At 44.1% G+C, this 22,020-nt stretch carries 17 protein-coding genes; 14 read left to right on the forward strand and 3 right to left on the reverse strand.

What is annotated here, in order from left to right; all coding sequences use genetic code 11:
• Window positions 1–221: 221 nt before the first annotated feature.
• The gene (locus SJY39_RS02790; protein ID WP_010435302.1) at window positions 222–1,688 is read right to left on the reverse strand and encodes a dihydrolipoyl dehydrogenase; all 1,467 of its coding nucleotides are present in this window, start codon (window positions 1,686–1,688) and stop codon (window positions 222–224) included.
• A gap of 323 nt (window positions 1,689–2,011) precedes the next feature.
• The gene (locus SJY39_RS02795) at window positions 2,012–2,740 is read right to left on the reverse strand and encodes a glutathione peroxidase (RefSeq protein WP_010435300.1); all 729 of its coding nucleotides are present in this window, start codon (window positions 2,738–2,740) and stop codon (window positions 2,012–2,014) included.
• A 221-nt stretch (window positions 2,741–2,961) separates the two neighbouring features.
• On the opposite strand from SJY39_RS02795, the gene oxyR reads away from it, so the two are divergent.
• Window positions 2,962–3,855, forward strand: a complete 894-nt coding sequence (oxyR, locus tag SJY39_RS02800; RefSeq protein WP_010435297.1) for a DNA-binding transcriptional regulator OxyR — start codon at window positions 2,962–2,964, stop codon at window positions 3,853–3,855.
• A 95-nt stretch (window positions 3,856–3,950) separates the two neighbouring features.
• On the opposite strand, the gene SJY39_RS02805 is transcribed toward oxyR, so the two are convergent.
• Window positions 3,951–6,509, reverse strand: a complete 2,559-nt coding sequence (locus tag SJY39_RS02805) for a penicillin-binding protein 1A (protein WP_010435294.1) — start codon at window positions 6,507–6,509, stop codon at window positions 3,951–3,953.
• A gap of 151 nt (window positions 6,510–6,660) precedes the next feature.
• Between SJY39_RS02805 and pilM the strand changes: the two genes are divergently transcribed.
• The 13 genes from pilM (at window position 6,661) to SJY39_RS02870 (ending at window position 21,857) form a co-directional block, all read left to right on the forward strand.
• Window positions 6,661–7,686: a type IV pilus assembly protein PilM gene (gene pilM, locus SJY39_RS02810; RefSeq protein ID WP_016767986.1), complete on the forward strand. Its 1,026-nt coding sequence runs from the start codon at window positions 6,661–6,663 to the stop codon at window positions 7,684–7,686.
• Complete coding sequence (locus SJY39_RS02815) at window positions 7,670–8,284, forward strand: PilN domain-containing protein (RefSeq protein WP_010435288.1); 615 nt, start codon at window positions 7,670–7,672, stop codon at window positions 8,282–8,284. The genes pilM and SJY39_RS02815 overlap by 17 nt, the downstream gene beginning before the upstream one ends.
• On the forward strand, window positions 8,277–8,906 hold the full coding sequence (locus SJY39_RS02820) for a type 4a pilus biogenesis protein PilO (RefSeq protein ID WP_010435284.1): 630 nt from the start codon (window positions 8,277–8,279) through the stop codon (window positions 8,904–8,906). Before SJY39_RS02815 ends, SJY39_RS02820 begins: the two co-directional genes overlap by 8 nt.
• Window positions 8,893–9,411, forward strand: coding sequence for a pilus assembly protein PilP (locus tag SJY39_RS02825; RefSeq protein WP_010435282.1), 519 nt, complete (start codon window positions 8,893–8,895; stop codon window positions 9,409–9,411). Before SJY39_RS02820 ends, SJY39_RS02825 begins: the two co-directional genes overlap by 14 nt.
• Window positions 9,412–9,470: 59 nt before the next feature.
• On the forward strand, window positions 9,471–11,162 hold the full coding sequence (locus SJY39_RS02830) for a type IV pilus secretin PilQ (protein WP_016787694.1): 1,692 nt from the start codon (window positions 9,471–9,473) through the stop codon (window positions 11,160–11,162).
• A 176-nt stretch (window positions 11,163–11,338) separates the two neighbouring features.
• Window positions 11,339–11,857, forward strand: a complete 519-nt coding sequence (gene aroK / locus SJY39_RS02835; RefSeq protein WP_009848907.1) for a shikimate kinase AroK — start codon at window positions 11,339–11,341, stop codon at window positions 11,855–11,857.
• 24 nt (window positions 11,858–11,881) lie between these two features.
• On the forward strand, window positions 11,882–12,970 hold the full coding sequence (aroB, locus tag SJY39_RS02840) for a 3-dehydroquinate synthase (RefSeq protein ID WP_010435273.1): 1,089 nt from the start codon (window positions 11,882–11,884) through the stop codon (window positions 12,968–12,970).
• Window positions 12,971–13,050: 80 nt separating this feature from the next.
• Complete coding sequence (locus SJY39_RS02845; protein ID WP_016767990.1) at window positions 13,051–14,568, forward strand: SPOR domain-containing protein; 1,518 nt, start codon at window positions 13,051–13,053, stop codon at window positions 14,566–14,568.
• A 69-nt stretch (window positions 14,569–14,637) separates the two neighbouring features.
• Window positions 14,638–15,483 carry a Dam family site-specific DNA-(adenine-N6)-methyltransferase gene (locus SJY39_RS02850; protein WP_010435266.1) on the forward strand — a complete coding sequence of 282 codons (846 nt, stop codon included), beginning with the start codon at window positions 14,638–14,640 and terminating at the stop codon, window positions 15,481–15,483.
• Window positions 15,484–15,683: 200 nt separating this feature from the next.
• Complete coding sequence (gene rpe / locus SJY39_RS02855; RefSeq protein ID WP_010435263.1) at window positions 15,684–16,358, forward strand: ribulose-phosphate 3-epimerase; 675 nt, start codon at window positions 15,684–15,686, stop codon at window positions 16,356–16,358.
• 117 nt (window positions 16,359–16,475) lie between these two features.
• Window positions 16,476–17,162: a phosphoglycolate phosphatase gene (locus SJY39_RS02860; protein ID WP_016767991.1), complete on the forward strand. Its 687-nt coding sequence runs from the start codon at window positions 16,476–16,478 to the stop codon at window positions 17,160–17,162.
• A 176-nt stretch (window positions 17,163–17,338) separates the two neighbouring features.
• Entirely contained in the window at window positions 17,339–18,355 is a 1,017-nt protein-coding gene (gene trpS, locus SJY39_RS02865) for a tryptophan--tRNA ligase (RefSeq protein WP_372275703.1), read from the forward strand.
• A 517-nt stretch (window positions 18,356–18,872) separates the two neighbouring features.
• Window positions 18,873–21,857, forward strand: a complete 2,985-nt coding sequence (locus tag SJY39_RS02870) for an ExeM/NucH family extracellular endonuclease (protein ID WP_010435231.1) — start codon at window positions 18,873–18,875, stop codon at window positions 21,855–21,857.
• The last annotated feature ends 163 nt before the right edge of the window (window positions 21,858–22,020 follow it).

Here is a 22,020-nt window from a genome sequence, read left to right on the forward strand (position 1 = left end):
CTATGGCTTCAAGAGACTCCAGATACCTCGTCCCTCGGTTCTGGAATGACGTAGAGGATTTTGTTCCTACCATATTGTGAAAATTATCGTCATTTCCGATAGTGACGAAGGAGCGTAATAGGGAGTCTGTTATTTGCTCGTTGCAAAAAAAGGAAAGCCAATGGCTTTCCTTTTTAGTATCTAGTGTTTGCTAACTGCTAACTGCTAACGATAATCTGAGATTAACAGCCCGGTCCGCAATCTAGACAGTGTTTCACCGTCTCTGGACCTAGGTGCAGTTTCGCATTCAAGTCACGTAGTGCTGTCCGTACACCTTCTTCAATCACTGGGTGGTAGAAAGGCATGTCTAGCATTTCCGAAATCGTCATCTTATTCTGATGTGCCCAAGCTAATAGGTGCGCCAAGTGTTCCGCATTTGGTCCCATCATCTCAGCACCAAGGAAGCGACCAGTGCCTTGTTCGCCGTAAACGTGCAGGATACCTTTGTTGCGTAGCATCACTCGTGAACGACCTTGGCTCTCAAACGACACTTCACCTGTTGCGAAACAACCACATGTGCCCAATCGTGTTGTGATCTCTTTGTACGTTTCACCAACCATCGCGATTTGCGGGTCAGAGAATACCGCTGAAATTTTAGAGCGGCGTAAGCCTGCTCGAATTTCAGGAAAACGACCTGCGTTGTCGCCCGCAATACGAGCTTGGTCTGCTGCTTCATGTAGTAGAGGCAGTTGGTTGCTTGCATCACCTGCAATGAATACTGATGGTAGCGATGTTTGTAGCGTGTAGTGGTCTGCGATTGGAACACCACGCTCATCAAGTTCTAGAGAGGTATTTTCTAGTCCAAGCTTGTCTGTATTAGGACGACGACCTGTTGCTGCCAGTACGAACTCAACGATGTTGGTTTCTAGTTCACCTTGCTTATTGATGAACTGGATTTCGACGCGAACTTCGCCTGATTCAGTCATAATACGCTTCATGCTTTCGATTTTTACGTCAGCATCTAGGTAGAACTCTTCATTGAAAGCTTTGTCTGCGTAAGCCATGATCTCTGGGTCGGTTACTGGGCCTACTTGACCACCTAAACCGAACAGTTTTGTTTTTACACCCAAGCGGTGCAGTGACTGACCAAGCTCAAGCCCAATAACACCAGGTCCAAATACTGCGACTGATTCCGGTAAATCATCCCAGCTGAACACGTCGTCGTTAATGATCAGACGGTCACCAAGCTCATTCCAAACTGCAGGATATGCAGGGCGAGAACCGGTTGCTATAACAATACGTTTAGCGGTGACAACCGTGTGATCATCAATTTGTAGCGTGTTGTCATCTAAGAACTTTGCGTAACCAGAGATCTTGTCTTGCTCTGGGATTTCATCAACACCTTCTAAAACAAAACCAACAAAACGGTCACGCTCAAACTTCACTCGATCCATCACTTCACGGCCGTTAATCACGATATCACCTTGTGGGTGAACGCCAAAAGCCGGAGCTTTCTCTATTTGGTGTACGCTTTCTGCAGCTGCAATAAGCAGTTTCGATGGCATACAACCAACACGAGCACAGGTTGTACCGTAAGGGCCGCCTTCAATCATCACAACACTGTCAGTGTGTGCTTTTGCAGCGCGGTAAGAACCTAGACCTGCCGTACCGCCCCCGATAACTGCTACATCTACATTGACTTGTTTCATAATAATCTTCTCGCAATGGCTAAATTTAGTTTGAACAAACCCCTCCAACTCTGGTGATTTGTTGAGAGTCAGGATAGCGGTTCAGTTTTGTGATTCTGTTTTATTAGGTTTAGCTTGTGATTCAGCTTTTTGTTACTAACTGCTTCTTGTTACTAACTATAGGTTAGTTAAAAGTTCGCGAGTCAGAAGCTTTATCTTTTCCAAAGCTCATATAAGAGTGATTTGGAATAGCTAACCCACAAGAGGTTGGGTTAGCTGGTATTACTAAGCTATTTAATTACTTAGGTTATTTAATTGCTAGGCGTTTATTAGCGACTAAGTGATTAACCTAGGAAAGCTTCTAGTTCTTCGCTGCCACCGATGTGTTTGCCACCGATGAATACTTGAGGAACGGTAGTACGACCAGAGATTGCACGTAGGCTTACTGTTGTTGCGTCTTTACCTAACACCACTTCTTCGTAGTTTAGACCTTTGTCGATTAGGTTTTGTTTCGCTTTCATACAGAAAGGACAGCCTGGCTTAGTGAATACTGTGATCGACTCTTGCTCTTTGTGCTCAGGAGCAATGTAGTTAAGCATAGTATCTGCATCAGAAACCTTGAACGGGTCGCCTGGTACATCTTCTTCGATGAACATTTTTTCTACCACGCCGTTTTTAACCAGCATGCTGTAGCGCCATGAACGTTTGCCGAAGCCGATGTCGTTTTTCTCAACCAGCATACCCATGCCGTCTGTGAAGTCACCGTTGCCATCTGGGATGAATGTGATTTTTTCAGCTTCTTGGTCTGCTTTCCATGCGTTCATTACGAACGTATCGTTTACTGAAACACAAAGGATGTCATCAACGCCGTTTTCTTTGAACACTGAGTGTAGTTCGTTGTAACGAGGTAAGTGGCTTGAAGAACATGTTGGTGTAAACGCACCTGGCAGGCTGAATACGATAACTGTCTTATCTTTGAATAGTTCTTCCGTCGTTACGTTAACCCATGCATCACCTTGGCGAGTTGGGAATGTTACTTGAGGGATTGATTGACCTTCTTTAGATGCAAACATATTGATTTCCTTAAATAGTATTTTAATTTTGTTCTATCAGAGCTTAACGTTTTTCTTTGCTCTGTTTCGTTTCGTTGAGCCCATTATTAGATAAAACCTTTGATAGTTCTAATCGTTTGATGTTATGGTTTTGATAGGTAAATTCTATCAAAAGTATTTTATTCCAAAATATTTATATTCAGACCTTTGTTCTTTTTAAAACTTGAGGTAAGAGACAGATCATGAACATTCGTGACTTTGAATACTTAGTGGCTCTTGCAGAGCATAAGCACTTTAGAAAAGCGGCAGAAGCGTGCTTTGTCAGTCAGCCCACCTTGAGCGGACAGATACGTAAACTAGAAGATGAAATTGGACTTCAGTTAACCGAGCGTAGCCCAAGGAAGGTAATATTTACAGAATCGGGTTTACAACTTGTCGAGCAGGCAAAGCGCATTCTTAATGAAGTGAAAACTTTTAAAGATATGGCGAGCGGGCATGGTGAAGCGATGACGGGGCCAATGCATATTGGTTTTATTCCGACCGTTGGCCCATACATCTTGCCGAAAATTATTCCTCATCTGAAAGAGTGCTTTCCAGATCTTGAGCTTTACTTGCATGAAGCACAGACAAATCAATTAGTGAGTCAGCTAGAAGATGGCAAATTGGATTGTTTAGTACTGGCTGCGGTTGATGAAACGGCTTCTTTTAAAGAAATTGATGTTTACGATGAGCCATTGAGTGTTGCCGTGCCATGCGACCATGAATGGGCGAATCAAGACAGTGTGGACATGTTGCAGCTTAACGGGAGAACGGTACTGGCTTTGGGCGATGGGCATTGTTTACGAGACCAAGCGTTAGGGTTTTGTTTTGCCGCAGGTGCAAAAGATGATGAACGCTTTAAAGCGACCAGTTTAGAGACGCTTCGTAACATGGTCGCCGCAGGGGCAGGCATTACCTTGTTACCTCAACTTTCCGTTCCAAAGGAAAAAAAGAAAGACGGTGTGTGTTACGTACCGGCTGTTAATCCAACACCTTCACGTCGTATTGTGGTCGCATATCGACCGGGCTCTCCATTGAAGGGACGTTTTGAGCAACTGGCGGACACTATCCGAGTTCAATTAGAGAAAGCAGTTTAGCGGTTTGTATTAAATAATAGATATAAAAAAGGGTTGATATGAATTCATATCAACCCTTTTTGTTGGTTCATGTTGCTAGGTTCAACAAACCCTAGTTAGAACAGCTCTTCTACGGCTTCACCTGATGATGTTGAGTAGATGTCATTGAAACGTTCAGTGATGTATTCGGTTGGCTCTGTGCCTTTCTCGAAGTACTCGAACATTGATGAACTATCGAACTTGTTTGTCAGTAAGCCAGTTTCGCGGTCGATACGAACACGGATGATGTTTTCCGGAAGTTCTTTACGTTGTGCTGGCACGCCAGCTAACGCTGTACCCATGAAATCTACCCATGCAGGCTCTGCTGTTTTAGCACCAGCTTCTGCACCTGTAATCTGGTTCTTGCCAAGGTTTGAGTTCGCTTTGGTTCTACCTAGGTTGCGGTTGTGGTTATCAAAACCCACCCATACCGTTGCAACCATGCCTGGGCCGTAGCCGCTGTACCAAGTATCTTTTGAATCGTTAGTGGTGCCAGTTTTACCGCCAATGTCACGACGCTTCAATGGCTGAGCACGCCAGCCTGTACCGTTCCAACCAGTACCAGCACTCCAATCTCCGCCACCCCAGATGTTGCTGTACATCATTTCACGAACAAGGAAAGCGTTCTGCTCAGAGATAACTTGAGGCGCGTATTGTACTTTCGCGTCAACATCTTGCTCTGCAAACTCATCGGCCATTGGGTCTGTAGCGACGTTCTGCTCGCAATTATCCTTACACACCACTTTTGGTGTCGCTTCAAATTCAATTTCACCAAATGGCGTTTCAATACGACTGATGTAGAAAGGCTCTACGTAGTAGCCGCCATTCGCAAATACTGAGTAACCTTGCGCTACTTTCATTGGTGTTAAGCTGCCAGCACCTAGAGCAATAGTTTCTGAGCGAGGTACTTCATCAATATCAAAACCAAAACGAGTTAGGTAATTACGAGTGTCATCCAACCCCACTTCACGTAGTACACGGACAGCCATTACGTTTTTAGATTGAGCTAAGCCAATACGTAAACGCGTAGGACCCACGTATGTCGGTGGTGAGTTCTTTGGTCGCCATGCCGTACCTTGGCTCTTATCCCATTGGTTGATAGGCGCATCGTTGATCAGTGATGCCAGCGTTAAGCCTTTATCAATCGCCGCCGAGTAAATAAATGGTTTGATACCAGAACCGACTTGACGAATAGATTGCGTCGCGCGGTTGAATTTGTTGTGAACAAAGTTAAAACCACCGACCATCGACAATACCGCGCCGTTATTTGGATTCATTGCAACAAAAGCGGTATTCGCATTGGGTACTTGGCTTAGTCGCCATACAACAGGTTTTGCAGGTTCAGTTATCGCTGATTCTTCTTTAGGCTCTTCAGATACTTCGTCGCCTGTAATTGCTTCATGGCGAACCCAAATTTGTTCACCAACAGCCAGAATCTCTTTTGCTTGAGAAGGCGCAGGTCCTTGGCGGTTGTCGGTTAGGAATTTACGCGCCCAATTCATACCCTGCCATTCGATAGAGCCTTCACCTTGGTTCTTAACCCAGATTTGTGCGCTTTTTGCATCGACGGCCGTAACCACTGCTGGGACTAGGTCGCCATAGGTTGGTTGAGATTTAAGGTGCTTAACGATTTGTTCATGCTCCCAAGCCGATTGCTCAGTTTGCCACAACACTTTTTCAGCACCGCGGTAACCGTGACGCTCATCATAACCAAGTAGGTTTTTAATCGCAGCTTGGTTTGCGGCTTTCTGCAGCTTTGAATCAACAGTCGTATAAACCTTCATACCTGATGTGTAAGCGGCTTCACCGTATCGCTCAACCATCCAAGCACGTGCGACTTCAGCAACATACGGTGCACTGAGTTCAATTTCGGCACCGTGGTACTTAGAGATAAGTTCTTCACTGCGAGCGTCATCGTACTCTTCTTGAGTGATGTACTGTTCGTCTAACATACGACGCAATACAACGTTACGACGATGAGTTGCGCGCTCTACCGAGTAAATAGGATTCATGGTTGACGGTGCTTTTGGCATACCAGCAAGCGTAGCGAGCTCACTGAGTGTTAGTTCTGGAAGGTCTTTACCGAAGTAAACACGAGCTGCGGCGCCGAAACCATATGAACGATGACCAAGGAAAATCTTGTTCACGTACAGTTCCATGATCTCTTCTTTACTTAGCAGCTGTTCAATGTGGATCGCAATAAAGATCTCTTTGATTTTACGCATGATCTTCTTCTCATTAGATAAGAAGAAATTACGTGCAAGTTGCTGAGTAATGGTACTCGCCCCTTGTTTTGCTGAACCCGACATCGCAACCACGATCGCTGCACGAGTAATACCGATTGGGTCAATACCTGGGTGCTCGTAAAAACGACTGTCTTCGGTGGCAATCAGAGCCTCAATTAAGTGGCGAGGGATCTCGTCATAAGTGACTGGGTTACGACGTTTTTCACCAAATTGAGAGATCAATTTACCGTCTTGACTGAAGACTTGCATTGGCGTTTGGAGTTCTACGTCACGCAAAGTGGCAACATCAGGCAACTCTGGTTTTACGTAATAATAAAACCCGAAAATTGTACTGACTCCAAGAATCATGCAAACCAATGTAAATATGAATAATCGCTTTATGAACTTCACCGGATAATCCCTGATTAGTTAAGGCTGATAAGCAGCAAACCCTTGTACTCTAGGTTAAAAACTTAGCTTTCGTTTATTAACGCTTATTTAACTAATAATCACAACCCCTAGATAATCAACGAAATGCTTGGCACTTCAGGAGCTAGGTCACATGGGTTCATCATTAATTACAGGTATAGATATAAATCACCACAGCATCAAAGCCGTGGTACTAAAACCCGTTGGGGAGTCGTATGCCCTGGTGGGATACAAAGAGCTGCCGATTTCGGACGACATTTTTACAGCTAACCATACTTTGGAGTATCAGAAAACTGTTAAGAAACTCAAAGAACTTAGGAAAGGGCTGCCTTTTGGAAGCCGCAACGTCGCTATTTCGGTACCGGATAACACGGTGATCAGCAAAGTACTGCAAATAGAGAGCGAATTAGAAGATAGAGAAAAGGAGTTCTCGATCTATCAAACCTTTGCTCATCAATCTCCCTTTCCTATCGAGGAGCTGAGTTTAGATTTTGTAAAGCTAGAAGACAAACGATTTGGTAAAGGAGCAACAAGCAGCTATCAAGTGTATGCGACTCGTAAAGAGGTGGTTGATAGCCGAGCTGACGCGCTAACGAAAGCAGGGTTTAAGCCCATCGTTGTCGACACTCAGGCCCATGGTTTACTCAACATTTGGCAATTGGCTTCGCATTTGTATCCAGAAAAAAAGAATTGGCTGTTGGTGGATGTTGGCGTTGATCAAACTTCATTAGGCATTATTCCCCAAGGTTCAGCGCCATTTTATAAAGATATTGCCTTTGGCATTCAAGATCTTTGCAGTACGGGTAACTCGATGGATATGGAGGGTGGGTTTAGTAACGTTGAGGAGAAGCATAAGTTTATTGTCAATTTGATTGAAAAACTCAAGCGTCAGTTACAGCTCTATTCATCGGTCAATGCGCTTCAACCTATCTCAGGAATTTGGCTAATGGGCGAAGGAGCAAGTATGCCGATGGTCGTTGAAGAGTTAGAGCGACATTTTCAGTTAAGTTGTGAGTCTTTGAACCCCCTATCTTTGTTTGAGAATAAGGTCGCGAAAAAACGTCGATTACCCATGGATTGGCAACATTTTGGTATTGCAGCAGGCATGGCGATGAGTGGACTCAAGTGGCAGGGAGAAAAGCATGTTGCATCAAATTAACCTGTTGTCGTGGCGTGATGAGATTCGCGCTCAGCATAAAAAGCGTTTCATTCATCTGGTCATTCTTGGCGTCATCATTGCGCTTGCCGGGCAATGGGCGGTGGGACACTATTTTCATGACCAACAAGCCAAGCAGCAAGCGCGCCTCAGTTATCTCGATAAGTACATCGCAGTGCTCGACCGACAAATCCAGTCATTAAAAGTCGCAGAGCAAGAGCACAAAGCCATCCTTACACGACTTGCTGTCGTGGAGTCTTTACAGTTCGGGCGCAATAAAACCACCGACTTTATGAACCTGATGCCGGAGCTGATTCCTGAGGGCGTGTATGTCGACAAGATAAAGATGAATGGTCAGGAGATTGAAATGTCGGGCATCAGCGACAGCACCGCTCGTCTAGCCACCATGTTGGACAACCTAGAACGTTCTGACTCTCTTAAAGAAGTTGAGATGCACTCTATTGTTCATAACCGTAAGCGCTTCAATAAAGAGTTTCAGAGCTTCAAGGTCTCTTTTGTGTTTAGCCCTGTTTCTTTAGAAAACACAACCGCAGAGGGCACAACTGCGAACATAAAAGAGAAGGGGGCGAATCATGGCTAACCTTCAAAATAGGATTAGTTGGCAAAATAGGATGAGCTTGCAAGATCTTGATGTTGATGAAATCACCGAATGGCCGTTACTGCCTCAATTACTGGTGATTCTGTTGTTGATGGTGCTTATCCAAGGATTAGGGACTTGGCTCTATATTCTGCCTTTGGACGATGAGCTACAGAAAATGAAACAACAAGAGCAAACCTTAAAAGCGACCTTGAGAATAAAGGCCAATAAGGTTGCAGCCTTGCCTAAGTTGCAGAGTCAGTTAGATGAATTAACTAGCCGTTACGACTACTTGTTAGAGCAACTACCGGTTCAAAAGGAGCTGGCCAGCATGTTGGCCTCAGTGAATGAACTTGGCTTGGATAACAAGCTGACGTTTACACGGATTGATTGGGGGCAGAAGCAAAACAAAGCGTTTCTGTATCGGTTACCTCTCAATATCGAGTTGACGGGTGACTATCATGAGATTGGTGATTTCTCGGCGGCCATCGCTAAGCTGCCACGAATTATTAGCTTTGATGATGTGAACTGGCAGCGAGTCAGTCAAGAAAGTAGCACGCTGCACTTTAGGGTTCGCGCTTATACCTACCAGTTTAAGTCGGAGGTGAATGATGAAACCCAGTAACGCGCTTTATTCGATCTTGTTATTACTTTTATTGTCGGGCTGCAAAGCAAATGAGGATTCGTTAGAAGACTTTGTTGTGCAAGTTGAGGCCAAGGCGAGGAAAGAGGTGGAACAGCTTGTTCCTGCCTCTGAGTTTGCTGCTGCCACTTATCAACGCCGAGCTTTTCGTCCTCCTTTTGAACTTCCTCAGGAAGCTATTGTGCAGAATCAACCTCTGGTTAAAAAAAACTGTTGGCAGCCCAGTACTCGTGCTCGTAATGGAAAATTAGAAAAGTACCCGCTAAATCAGTTGCGTTTAAAAGGTGTAATGGGAAGTGACTCAAGTGTATTTGGCCTTGTGCAGACGCCTATAGGTAACGTTGTGAATGTTAAGAAAGGTCAGTTCATCGGCTTAAACAATGGTCGAGTTACCAAGATAACAAGCCAGTACGTTCTGATTAATGAAACTCTTCCAGATGGCTTAGGTTGTTGGCACAAGCGCAACGTTAGGCTGGCTCTGAAGTAAACCAATGTCACATGATGTGGATATGAGATGTAACTATGATTAAAGGAATAAGTGAGACAATGAACAGAGGGCTGCAAGGCATTGTGTTGTCGGTGGTGTTGTTTTTTACGGTGATGAGTCATGCAGAGACCTCCAACAAGCTGGAGAATATTGATTTCAGGGTCAACAAGGACAAAGAAGCGGTCATCATTATTGAACTGGCAACGACTACTGCGGTTGTCGATGTTCAGCGAGTGCAAGAAGGGTTGAGTATTGAACTGATCAATACTGAGGTTGACGACGATAAACTGTACCTACTGGACGTAAAGGACTTTGCGACTTTAGTTGAGGGGATTGAAGTCTTTAGGGAGTTGCCGAGCACTCGGCTGTTGGCAAACATCTCCAATGACTACCAATATGAGTACAACCTCAAAGGACGTTTTATTGAGGTTGTTGTGAGTCAGCCTAAGATCGATGAAGCTGCGATTGAGAAAAGTATCTTAGAAAAAGAGGGCAAACTGATATCGATTAACTTCCAAGATATCCCGGTACGAAATGTCTTGCAGCTGATTGCCGATTACAATGATTTCAATCTAGTCGTATCTGATTCGGTGGCAGGTAACCTAACTTTACGTTTAGATGGCGTACCTTGGCAGCAAGTTCTCGATATTATCTTGCAAGTTAAAGGCTTAGATAAACGTGTTGATGGCAACGTTATCTTGGTCGCACCGAAAGCGGAACTCGATCTTCGAGAGCAGCAAGCGCTCGAGAAATCGCGTTTAGAAGAGGAGTTGGGTGAACTCAAATCTGAAATCATCAAAATCAACTTTGCTAAAGCGACCGACATTGCCGACATGATTGGCGGTGAAGGTGCGGTGAGTATGTTGTCTGATCGAGGTTCAATTACCATTGATGAACGAACCAACTCAATGCTCATTCGTGAGTTGGAAGAAAACATTGCGGTGATCCGAGGCATCATTGAATCGCTAGATATTCCGGTGAAGCAAGTTCAGATAGAGGCGCGCATCGTAACTGTCACCGAGGGTAACCTGGATGAGCTTGGTGTGCGCTGGGGCGTTTCCTCAAACAACGGAAGCTTCACCGTTGGCGGTTCAATTGAAGGCAACCACCCATCGCAAATTACGCCGTATGACGATAATGGTGGGAATAGTGCGATTGATGATTATCTCAACGTCAATTTAGGGGCAACATCGCCGAACGCATCGAGTATTGCGTTTCAGGTTGCTAAGTTGGGTTCGGATACGCTGCTCGATCTTGAATTATCAGCGCTACAACAAGAATCTAAAGCCGAAATAATTTCGAGCCCACGCTTAATCACCACCAATAAAAAACCGGCTTATATTGAGCAAGGTACGGAAATTCCTTATTTGGAGTCCTCTTCAAGTGGTGCAACGTCGGTCGCATTTAAGAAAGCGGTATTAAGTTTGAAGGTGACACCGCAGATCACGCCAGATAACCGCTTAGTGTTGGACTTGAGTGTGACTCAAGATAGACCTGGGCAGGTAGTGAAAACAGGAACGGGCGAAGCAGTGGCCATTGATACTCAACGAATAGGAACGCAAGTGCTTGTTAATAATGGTGAAACAGTCGTACTTGGCGGGATTTTTCAACATAGTGTCAGCAGTACTGTCGACAAAGTTCCGCTGTTGGGCGACCTGCCAGTTTTAGGCGCATTGTTCCGTCGCAGCTATGAAAATGTAGGCAAAAGTGAACTGCTTATTTTTGTTACACCTAAAGTTGTGATTCAGTAATGAACAATTAGATTAAAAATAAAGTTGCATTAGTGGCACCTAACCTTGATAATTTCGGGTCTTATCACGAATTATCTGTGAGGAATCGGTGCCACAGGCCTTTTAATTTCAGTACTTGTACTGACCTACCTTGTGGCGATGTCATTGAATTAACGTTGTAAATTACTGCTAAAAACATGGCTGAGAAACGCAATATTTTTCTTGTTGGCCCAATGGGCGCCGGCAAAAGTACAATTGGTAGACACCTAGCTTCCCAACTTCATATGGAGTTTTTAGACTCCGACACTGTGATCGAAGAGCGCACTGGCGCAGACATCGCATGGGTTTTTGATGTTGAGGGCGAAGATGGTTTCCGTAAGCGCGAAGAATCTGTAATCAACGATCTGACAGAAGAACAAGGTATTGTTCTTGCGACAGGTGGTGGTTCAGTGCTGAGCAAAGAAAACCGTAACCGTCTATCTGCACGAGGCATTGTTGTATACCTAGAGACAACAATTGAAAAGCAACTTGCTCGCACTAACCGCGACAAGAAACGCCCTCTACTTCAAACAGACAACCCGCGTGATGTGCTAGAAGATCTAGCTGTATCTCGCAACGCACTATACGAAGAAGTGGCGGACTACACAGTTCGTACTGACGACCAAAGTGCAAAAGTGGTAGCCAACCAGATCGTAAAAATGCTAGAAGAACGTTAAGTTCATTTTTCGGAGAGCAAACCCATGGAACGGATTACGGTCAATCTAGCTGAGCGTAGCTACCCTATCTCTATTGGCGCCGGGTTATTTGAAGACCCGGCGTACCTTTCTTTTTTATCAGGCAAACAGAAAGTTGTTGTTATCAGTAATGTAACAGTAGCGCCCCTTTATGCTGATAAAATTTTATCGTTATTGGATCAAGTTGGTTGTCAGACTTCTCTTTTAGAGTTGCCAGACGGCGAGCAGTATAAAACCCTTGAAACATTCAATTCAGTGATGAGCTACATGCTTGAAGGAAATTACAGCCGCGATGTGGTGGTAATTGCTTTGGGTGGTGGTGTTATCGGTGATTTGGTCGGTTTTGCTGCTTCTTGTTACCAACGCGGTATTGATTTCATTCAAATCCCGACGACACTTCTTTCTCAAGTGGATTCTTCTGTAGGCGGTAAAACTGCAGTGAACCATCCTCTTGGTAAGAACATGATCGGCGCTTTTTACCAACCAAAATCTGTCATCATCGATACTAACTGTTTAGCCACACTTCCTGAGCGTGAATTTGCAGCGGGTATTGCTGAGGTCATTAAATACGGCATCATTTATGATGAAGCTTTCTTTGATTGGTTGGAACTGAATCTAGAGAAACTTTATCAACTTGATGAACAAGCACTGATCACTGCTATTGCTCGTTGTTGTGCAATTAAAGCTGAAGTGGTTGCTATCGATGAAAAAGAGTCAGGAATCAGAGCGTTATTGAACCTAGGTCATACATTTGGTCATGCGATCGAAGCTGAACTAGGCTATGGTAATTGGCTACATGGTGAAGCTGTGTCTTCAGGTACTGTAATGGCAGCGAAAACTGCTCAATTACAGGGGCTGATTTCTCAGCAGCAACTTGAGCGAATTATTTCTATACTCAAGAATGCGAAACTGCCAATCCATACGCCAGAAAGCATGTCTTTTGAAGACTTTATGAAGCATATGATGCGAGATAAAAAAGTGCTGTCTGGTCAGTTACGTCTGGTATTGCCAACAAGTATTGGTACTGCTGAAGTGGTTGCTGATGTGCCTCAGGACATCATTAAACAAGCGATTGATTTCTGCCGTACTCTTTAAATTTGGTTGTGAGGTTGCCTAGCTAAACCCTAGGCAACTGAAGCGTTTTACTGATCGGTCTTATTCAGTAGGGATCCCCAATGAGTTTGGCTCATGAATTAAGAGTATTGGAGTTAGAGTCTCAAGTTGAGCTACTAGAACGCTTACAACTTTTGACGAACTTTGGTTCAAACCTTGTGACGGTAGCTGGTAAAGCTGGCTCTGGCCGTTCTTGGTTAGCTCAGCGTTATCTTGAAGCGTGGTCCACAGAAAAAAATCAGTGTTTACTGCTTTGCCATCCGAGCCAAGATGATCAACAACATCGAGCGCTTATTCTTAGCCAAATTGTTTCTGATCCACTGTTTAACCAACATGATTCCTTGTCAGATAGCCTTACTAGGTTACTTGACGGAGACTCGTGCAACGTGGTTATTGTTGTTGATGATGCCCACCGACTCTCAGAGCTATTAGTATCCGAATTATGGATGTTGGTACTTGAGGCTCAATCAAACCCTCAATGGACGATCAATATCGTTCTCTTTTCGGAAAGTGGCCACTTAGATACGTTATTAACACGTCTGAGTTACGGTCAGCAACACAAGCCTATCGATCTCGAGATCGATGACCTTTCACAATCAGAGGCTGAACATTTCTTTGAATCTCTGGTGATTCGATATGTAGATGATGAGTCTGAAACTCGCGTGCGACGTGCGTTTAATAAAGCACAACCTCTGCCCGGTGAGTTAATGGCTTTAGGAGAATTGAAAGTGGAAAAAAGGATTATTATTCGCTCAATTATTGGCTCGCCCATCAACATTGCAATAGTGGTGGCCTTGATGTTGGTTTTAATTGGTGGTGGTTATTGGTGGATGTTCAGTCAACCAACCCCTGACGATAAAGCGCAATCTCTTATTGCTCCCATTGAACAGACAGCTATCCCAACCTTTGAAGTGGAAAGTAGTTCCGAACAGGTTGGAGTCGACGGAGCGCTAAGTGCTGAAGCCGAAACTGACATGAGCTACCAAGGTGCTGATGATGATAGTTCATCTCTGCCACCAACCGTTGTTGAAGATACCGCTAGTGTTGGAGAGGTGGAGCAAGATCAGCAACGTGTCGTGATTACCTCTGATGTGGTTGATGCTCTACTTGACGATAAACCGGAGAGTGCCGATACCAGTGTGATTGATGCTGTTGTTGAAGAAAACACAGGTGACCCGGTTAGTCCACAGCCAGAATCAGAAAAGGTAGAGTCACAGCCTTCGATCGATGAAGAGTTAGACCTAACAAATTCAAATCCTCCGACGAAAAAGATCACTTTCTCATTTGCTCGCGAAGAGTTACAAGCTATCTCACCACGAGCTTATACTCTGCAGTTGAGTGCCATGACGTCATTAGAAGACGTTCAGTCTTTTATTGAAGAATATGAAGTCGAAGACAAGGTTCGTATCTATCCAACACTTCGTAATGACACCAAGTGGTTTATTATTACTTATCAAGATTATCCAACGATTCAAGTAGCTCGGGACGCGGTAAGTGCATTATCAAAACCACTTCAACAGTTGGAACCTTGGGCAAAATCGATGAATCAAGTGCATCGAGAGATAGAACGTGCGAAATAACCCTGAGCTTAGCCTCAAAATATGTTACATTCCGCAGCCTTATTTTTGAGTTGATAGATAGAGCAGTAAATGAAAAAGCAGCGTGCCTTTCTAAAATGGGCTGGTGGTAAATATGGCCTAGTTGAAGACATCCAACGTCACCTGCCACCTGCTCGTAAATTGGTAGAACCGTTTGTCGGTGCTGGTTCAGTATTTTTGAACACTGATTTTGAGCAGTACCTACTAGCCGATATCAATCCCGACCTTATCAACCTATATAACCTACTGAAAACCGACCCTGAAACGTACATCACTGAAGCAAAGCGTTGGTTCTGCCCTGAGAACAACCGCAAAGAAGTTTTTCTAGATATTCGAGCTCAGTTCAACGGTACAGATAACATCATGTATCGCTCGCTTGCTTTCTTGTATATGAACCGATTTGGCTTCAATGGCTTGTGTCGTTACAACAAGAAGGGCGGCTTTAACGTTCCGTTCGGTTCTTACAAAAAACCTTACTTCCCAGAAGCCGAGCTGGAGTTTTTTGCTGAGAAAGCGAAAAAAGCCACTTTCGTCTGTGAGGGATACCATGAAACCTTTAGCCGCGCCCGTAAAGGCTGCGTGGTTTATTGTGATCCCCCATACGCACCGTTGTCGAACACGGCTAACTTTACCTCTTATGCAGGTAATGGCTTCAGCTTAGATGATCAAGCGGCCTTGGCTGACGTTGCTGAAAGAGCAGCAATGGAGCGCGGTATTCCCGTTTTGATATCTAACCACGATACGACGTTAACACGTCGCTTATATCACGGGGCGGAGTTGAACGTGGTTAAGGTGAAACGCACTATCAGCCGTAATGGCGCGGGGCGTAATAAAGTTGATGAGCTACTGGCGCTTTTCCATAAAGAGAAAAACCAGCAACACGCATCTGCGGAATAGTACTGGTCAGAATAACCGCCAAACTCATTAAATTGAGTGACCAACGGATACTTTCTTAAACTAATCTTTCGAACTGCTAGGATCTGCTTAGGTGCTTAGGTAGAATTACGCCCTAAATAGCTTGTGTGTCTGTGTTTCTTTTGTGAACCAGCCATAGAGGCAGTGACGCCCGCATTTTACTCACTCTTAAGAGGTCAGGTATGAAAGATTTTCTAATCGCTCCATCTATTTTGTCTGCAGATTTTGCTCGTCTTGGTGAAGACGTAGAAAAAGTACTCGCAGCCGGTGCCGACGTTGTGCACTTTGATGTGATGGATAACCACTACGTACCTAACCTGACTTTTGGCGCGCCTATTTGTAAAGCACTGCGTGACTACGGTATTACTGCTCCTATCGATGTTCACCTAATGGTGAAGCCAGTAGACAGCATCGTACCTGAGTTCGCTAAAGCTGGCGCATCAATGATTACCTTCCACGTTGAAGCATCAGAGCACATAGATCGTACTCTACAGCTGATCAAAGAACACGGCTGTAAAGCAGGTGTTGTTCTAAACCCGGCAACACCGTTGTCTTGCTTAGATTACATCCTGGACAAAGTAGACATGATTCTACTGATGTCTGTGAACCCTGGCTTTGGCGGTCAATCTTTCATTCCACACACTCTTGATAAGCTGCGTGCTGTTCGTAAACTCATTGATGAGTCAGGCCGCGATATTCGCCTTGAGATTGATGGTGGCGTGAAAGTGGATAACATCCGTGAAATTGCAGAAGCGGGCGCTGATATGTTCGTTGCTGGCTCAGCAATCTTCAATCAACCGGATTACAAAGAAGTGATTGATGAGATGCGAGCAGAGCTTGCAAAAGTTAACGCATAAAAGTAGAACTAGGGTCTGTTGACCCAAACTAAAAATTTAGAATAAGGGGCTAATTAGCCCCTTTTTTACGTCTTGTAGCTCAACCTGTAAGATGAACATAATAAATAGGAAAGTAAGATGTCATTAAGCTCAATAAAACTGATCGCCTTTGATTTGGATGGAACCTTGTTAGACAGCGTACCGGATTTGGCTGTCGCGGCTGACCAAGCTTGTCGGGAGCTGGGTTTCCCTTCAGTAAGCGAAGAGCAAGTTCGCGACTATGTGGGTAATGGTGCTGACGTTCTTATCGGACGTTCACTCAGCCGCAACCTGACGGTTGATCCAAGCCTAGAGCCTGAGCTGCTAAAGAAAGCACGTATCCTGTTTGATGATTTCTACGAGCAGGGTGGTCATAAGCTGAGCCACCTTTACCCATCGGTTAAAGAGACACTCGCTGAGCTAGACAAAGCGGGCTTCACGATGGCGCTTGTCACCAACAAGCCCTCGAAATTTGTACCAGACGTTCTGGCGCAGCACGGTATCGGTAAGTACTTTGTTGATGTGTTGGGAGGCGACTCTTTCCCAGAGAAAAAGCCGAACCCAGTGGCGCTGAACTGGTTGCTAGAAAAGCACAATGTGAAGGCTGAAGAGATGCTGATGGTTGGTGATTCAAGCAACGACATCAAAGCCGCTAAGAATGCAGGCTGCCACTCGTTTGGTCTGACTTACGGCTACAACCACGGTGAGCCAATTTCAGCATCGAACCCTGACTATGTCGCAGACAACATTGCGCAATTACTAGATGTCGTTCTAGTTTCAGCATAAAGCGGACAAAAGTTAGCTAACCTACTAGCAAAATACTTATCAATGAGTACACTGGATGAGCCGTACAGAAGAGCTGTGCGGCTTTTCTATTTTAAAGTTAAGAAGCTAAGTTTTTCAGATACTACGTTAAGAAACTAAGTTAACGAGCTTAGCGAACAAGCAAAGGAATTAAAACCATGAGCAAGCCCATCGTATTGAGTGGTGTTCAACCATCTGGTGAACTAAGTATCGGTAACTACTTGGGTGCTCTACGTCAATGGCAACAGATGCAAGATGATTACGATTGCCAATACTGTGTTGTAGACCTTCACGCAATTACGGTTCGCCAAGATCCGAAAGCACTGCATGAAGCGACTCTAGACGCATTAGCAATCTGTCTTGCTGTCGGTGTTGATCCAAAGAAGAGCACGCTATTTGTTCAGTCACACGTACCAGAGCATGCTCAACTTGGTTGGCTTCTTAACTGTTACACACAAATGGGTGAACTGAGCCGTATGACTCAGTTCAAAGATAAGTCTGCACGTCACTCAAATGATGTAAACGTAGGCCTATACGACTACCCAGTTCTGATGGCTGCAGACATCCTGCTTTACGGTGCTCACCAGGTGCCGGTAGGTAGCGACCAGAAACAACACCTAGAGCTAGCGCGTGATATCGCAACTCGTTTCAACAACATCTACGGCCCTGAAACGCCAATCTTCCAAGTACCAGAACCTTACATTCCAACAGTGAATGCACGTGTTATGAGCCTGCAAGATGCGACTAAGAAAATGTCTAAGTCGGATGACAACCGTAAGAACGTAATTACTCTGCTAGAAGAGCCTAAGTCGCTCATCAAGAAGATCAACAAAGCGCAAACCGATGCAGAAACGCCACCACGTATTGCTCACGATTGGGAAAACAAAGCGGGTATCTCTAACCTAATGGGTCTGTACTCTGCGGCGACGGGTAAAACGTTTGAAGAGATCGAAGCGCAATATCAAGGCGTTGAAATGTACGGTCCATTCAAGAAAGATGTAGGCGCAGCATTGGTTGAGATGCTTGAGCCGATTCAATCTGAATATCACCGTATCCGTGCTGATCGTGCCTACATGGATGCAGTAATGAAAGCGGGTGCTGAAAAAGCCTCTGAGCGTGCTGCAGTAACACTGAAAAAAGCATACGAAGCGGTAGGTTTTGTAACTCGTCCGTAGACCTTACTGAGATGATAATAAGACTTTAGAGCCTCGCCACTGGCGGGGCTTTTTTATGTCTATTGTCGATGAGGTATTAATATAAGAGTGCTGCGTCGTAAGGTTCACTTCTTCTTATAAGATGAAGAGGAGAATCGAATTAAACTATTGTGATGGATTGTATCGCTTATTCTACTCAGGTTATCTATTCGTTTTGTTCTAAATCGTATACACCACCTGCATCGGAGCTAAAAGATTAGACTAGTTATTTTATTGCTCAGCTCACTTAACATAATGAAAAATATAAATCTGAGTAATAACTCCAATTATTAGTTTTGATTTAGTTAATTGATATATTTGTTACAAAAATTGTTTAAATGAGCAGCTCTGGCATAATTTTTAACATTCGTATGTGATTGATTTCACGGCTTCTGTTGTTCTTTCTTATTTGTTTCATAAATAAACCTGATAGTAAGCACAAATGGTGGGCTCTTTGCTTAGGGCTTAGTTTGTATTTAAATAAATATCAGGTACGACAATGGACACGTTAATCAAACCCTCTTTACTTGCATTGACAATTGCTAGCACGCTCAGTGCCAATGCTAATGCTGAAATTATTATTTCCCAGTATGTCGAAGGTGGCTCATACAATAAAGCGGTAGAAATCGCGAATATTGGGGATACAGCAGTAACCTTGACTGGCTATGAATTGGCTAAATCTTCGAATGGAGATGGTAGTTGGGGCAGTAAGCTAGACCTGAGCACAGTGACTTTGCAAGCGAACCAAGTATATGTTGTTGCTCATGGTGACTCGAGCGCCGCGATTACAGCTATTGCTGACTTTACCGATAAAAGTGTAGCTAATTTCAACGGTGATGACCCATTAGCATTACTGAAAAATGGCGAAGTACACGACATTCTCGGTGTTATGGGGGATGTTGATTTTGGTAAAGATACCACTCTAGTTCGTAATAGTGATGCCTTAACTCCCTCTGCGACCTACCAAGCTGCACAATGGACTGCATTCGCAAAAGATAACATTGATGGTCTTGGAGATTTAAATACCGTTGAACCGCCAGTTCCGTTTGTTTGTGAAGTCGATGGACAACAACCTACCTTCACAACCATTCAAGATATTCAGGGTGAAGAAGGCTCCTCTCCACTTATTGACGGTTATCCGTACATTACAGAAGAAGATCACTTTGTAACTGGTGTTGTCAGTGCCGTAACCACTGGTTTAACAAAAGGTTTCTATTTGCAGGCTATTGAGAACGATAATAATGATAAGACTTCCGAAGGCTTATTTATTCATACCGATACCGCAGATACAGACTTAAAGCCGGGAGATGTTGTGTGTGTGAAAGGTAAAGTCCAAGAGTATTATAGTAGTACTCAGCTTTCCTCTGATGCAAATAGCTACATTAAGACGGGAGAGTCCGATATCTCTCTTGTTACTGAACTGAACATCAAAGAAGGGGAAACCTTACGTGATGCGCTAGAGCGTCACGAAGGAATGCAAGTTGAATTGAGCTCAGCGAGCGATTTGTTTGTTACACGTAATTTTTCTTATGACTATGATTCAAAGCGCAACAATATGATGCTGTCATATCAAGCGCCTTTACTTAAACCAACTCAACTGTATGCGGCGGAAAGTGAAGGTGCGACTGATCTAGCAAAAGAGAATGCTAGTAATCGCGTGTTCTTAGAGTCCGATGACAAAGCGGCTAACGGTCAGATCCCTTATTACCCAGAATTTGGCCAAGATGCTGATCAAGATGGTACTTCTGAGCAACATATTCGCCTTGGTTCTCGTGTTGAGGGTCTACATGGTGTGGTCAGTTACAGTTACAACGAATATCGTTTGATCGCCACAAATGAGGTAAATAACACAAACTTTGTGACATCAGGTGATAATTTCGACGTAGCTCGAAAAGCAACACCATCGATTGCTGAGTCTGATCTGCGTGTCGCGAGTTTTAATGTTCTCAATTATTTTACTTCTGTTGCTGACAGTGGTCATGACAATCCAACCGGACAAAACCGGGGTGCTACAAACCTTGATGAATTCTTAATTCAACAAGCAAAAATCGTTGCAGCGATGAGCAAAATGGATGCAGACATTATTGGTTTAATGGAAATCGAGAACAACGGTTTCGGTGACGATAGTGCTTTGAATAACCTAGTTAACGCATTAAACGCTGAGATCGATGATGTCGATGATCATTACACTTATGTTGAGGTTTCTGAACAAGATAAATATCAAGATGAGTACTTTGGTAGCGATGCAATCATGGTTGCTATCTTGTACCGCGCGAAGGCCGTGATGCCAAAGCAAGCGGCTAAAGTCATTGTGACTCCTGAACAACACATTGAGGCAAATACAATAACTCGTAATGAAGGTGCTGAAAATAACCCGTCATACGATAAATATCAGCGTCATAGTTTGTTGCAAACCTTTACAGTGCAAGAGACGGGTGAAGATCTTTCAATTGTAGTTAACCACTTTAAATCGAAGGGCTCTGAGTGTATTGAAGAGTGGCTCGCAGGTGTTGAAGATTCAGAGCCAACTGACCTTCAAGGTAACTGTAATAACTTCCGTGTTTCCGCTGCCCATGTTGTTGGTGAAGCATTGAAAGACATTCAAGGTGATATGTTGGTCATGGGTGATCTGAATGCCTACGGTATGGAAGATCCTTTATTAACTTTAACCGACTACTCAAAAGATAAATACGAGCGTGATATTTACACTGCGTCTTACACAACATTAGATGGTGGCGAGCTACAGGTAGAAAAAACGCAAATTCAACAAGGTTACGGTTACCACAATTTGAATACGGTACTGCACGGTTCTGATACTTTTTCATACACTTATTCTGGTGAGCTAGGTAACTTGGATCATGCACTGGCGAGCAGTAGTTTGGCTCAAAAAGTAGTTGCTATTGAAGATTGGCACATTAACTCGCTAGAAAGTAACTTGTTCGAATATAGCAGCAAGTACACTGGTAATATGCCGAAGTACAAAGATGCATTCTCAGCGTCGGACCATGATCCAGTGATCATTGCTATAGACTTTCCTAACACCGATCTTGATTTGCCTAGCCCAGGTGAGAAGTTCGCAGTTGAAGTTCGTCTGCCACCAAATGCAGCCGTGAATGACATTGTTACGGTCAGCTTAACTCTAACTGGGGCAATTCAAGCTGCCTCATCCGACTCTGAAGCTCAAGGTTACACTGCTAGTGTGACTTTGGACCAGGCTGATATTGATGCTCGAAGTGTAAATGTTGAATTTAACGAAGAGTTAGATCAAGGGCAGTACCTACTAGAAGAAAAATTAACTGACTCTACTGGTGAAACGGTTAAGTTCAGCTCTGAGCGTGAGGTTACTGTTGAGAAGTCAGATACAACTCCCACCGTTCCTACCGAACCAGAGGGTACTGTTGGCGGTTCTTTCGGCTTCGGTGCACTGATGTCATTGTTTGGTTTAGCAATGTGGCGTCGTCGTAAGCCGCTTAGTCACAATTAAGTCCGCTAGAAGCGAGACAAGCCAGTTCAGATAACTTAGGGCTATCTGTAAACAATTAAGGTCAACTTAGGTTGGCCTTAATTATTGGCGAAATGCAGTTTCCACTTGCCTTTCGCCATGGGTATTGCACAATACCGCCCCTATATCTCTCAATCATTTAGTA

The sequence above is a fragment of the Vibrio sp. R78045 genome (assembly GCF_042466085.1).
Classification (GTDB): domain Bacteria; phylum Pseudomonadota; class Gammaproteobacteria; order Enterobacterales; family Vibrionaceae; genus Vibrio; species Vibrio cyclitrophicus.

Excerpts from the sequence above, each read along its gene's own strand:
- rpe (WP_010435263.1), top strand. The coding sequence starts at position 15,684 with ATGAAAGATTTTCTAATCGCTCCATCTATTTTGTCTGCAGATTTTGCT.
- SJY39_RS02845 (WP_016767990.1), top strand. The coding sequence starts at position 13,051 with ATGAGTTTGGCTCATGAATTAAGAGTATTGGAGTTAGAGTCTCAAGTT.
- SJY39_RS02850 (WP_010435266.1), top strand. The coding sequence starts at position 14,638 with ATGAAAAAGCAGCGTGCCTTTCTAAAATGGGCTGGTGGTAAATATGGC.
- pilM (WP_016767986.1), top strand. The coding sequence starts at position 6,661 with ATGGGTTCATCATTAATTACAGGTATAGATATAAATCACCACAGCATC.
- SJY39_RS02815 (WP_010435288.1), top strand. The coding sequence starts at position 7,670 with ATGTTGCATCAAATTAACCTGTTGTCGTGGCGTGATGAGATTCGCGCT.
- trpS (WP_372275703.1), top strand. The coding sequence starts at position 17,339 with ATGAGCAAGCCCATCGTATTGAGTGGTGTTCAACCATCTGGTGAACTA.
- SJY39_RS02790 (WP_010435302.1), bottom strand. The coding sequence starts at position 1,688 with ATGAAACAAGTCAATGTAGATGTAGCAGTTATCGGGGGCGGTACGGCA.
- SJY39_RS02830 (WP_016787694.1), top strand. The coding sequence starts at position 9,471 with ATGAACAGAGGGCTGCAAGGCATTGTGTTGTCGGTGGTGTTGTTTTTT.
- oxyR (WP_010435297.1), top strand. The coding sequence starts at position 2,962 with ATGAACATTCGTGACTTTGAATACTTAGTGGCTCTTGCAGAGCATAAG.
- SJY39_RS02870 (WP_010435231.1), top strand. The coding sequence starts at position 18,873 with ATGGACACGTTAATCAAACCCTCTTTACTTGCATTGACAATTGCTAGC.
- SJY39_RS02860 (WP_016767991.1), top strand. The coding sequence starts at position 16,476 with ATGTCATTAAGCTCAATAAAACTGATCGCCTTTGATTTGGATGGAACC.
- aroB (WP_010435273.1), top strand. The coding sequence starts at position 11,882 with ATGGAACGGATTACGGTCAATCTAGCTGAGCGTAGCTACCCTATCTCT.
- SJY39_RS02795 (WP_010435300.1), bottom strand. The coding sequence starts at position 2,740 with ATGTTTGCATCTAAAGAAGGTCAATCAATCCCTCAAGTAACATTCCCA.
- SJY39_RS02820 (WP_010435284.1), top strand. The coding sequence starts at position 8,277 with ATGGCTAACCTTCAAAATAGGATTAGTTGGCAAAATAGGATGAGCTTG.
- SJY39_RS02825 (WP_010435282.1), top strand. The coding sequence starts at position 8,893 with ATGAAACCCAGTAACGCGCTTTATTCGATCTTGTTATTACTTTTATTG.
- aroK (WP_009848907.1), top strand. The coding sequence starts at position 11,339 with ATGGCTGAGAAACGCAATATTTTTCTTGTTGGCCCAATGGGCGCCGGC.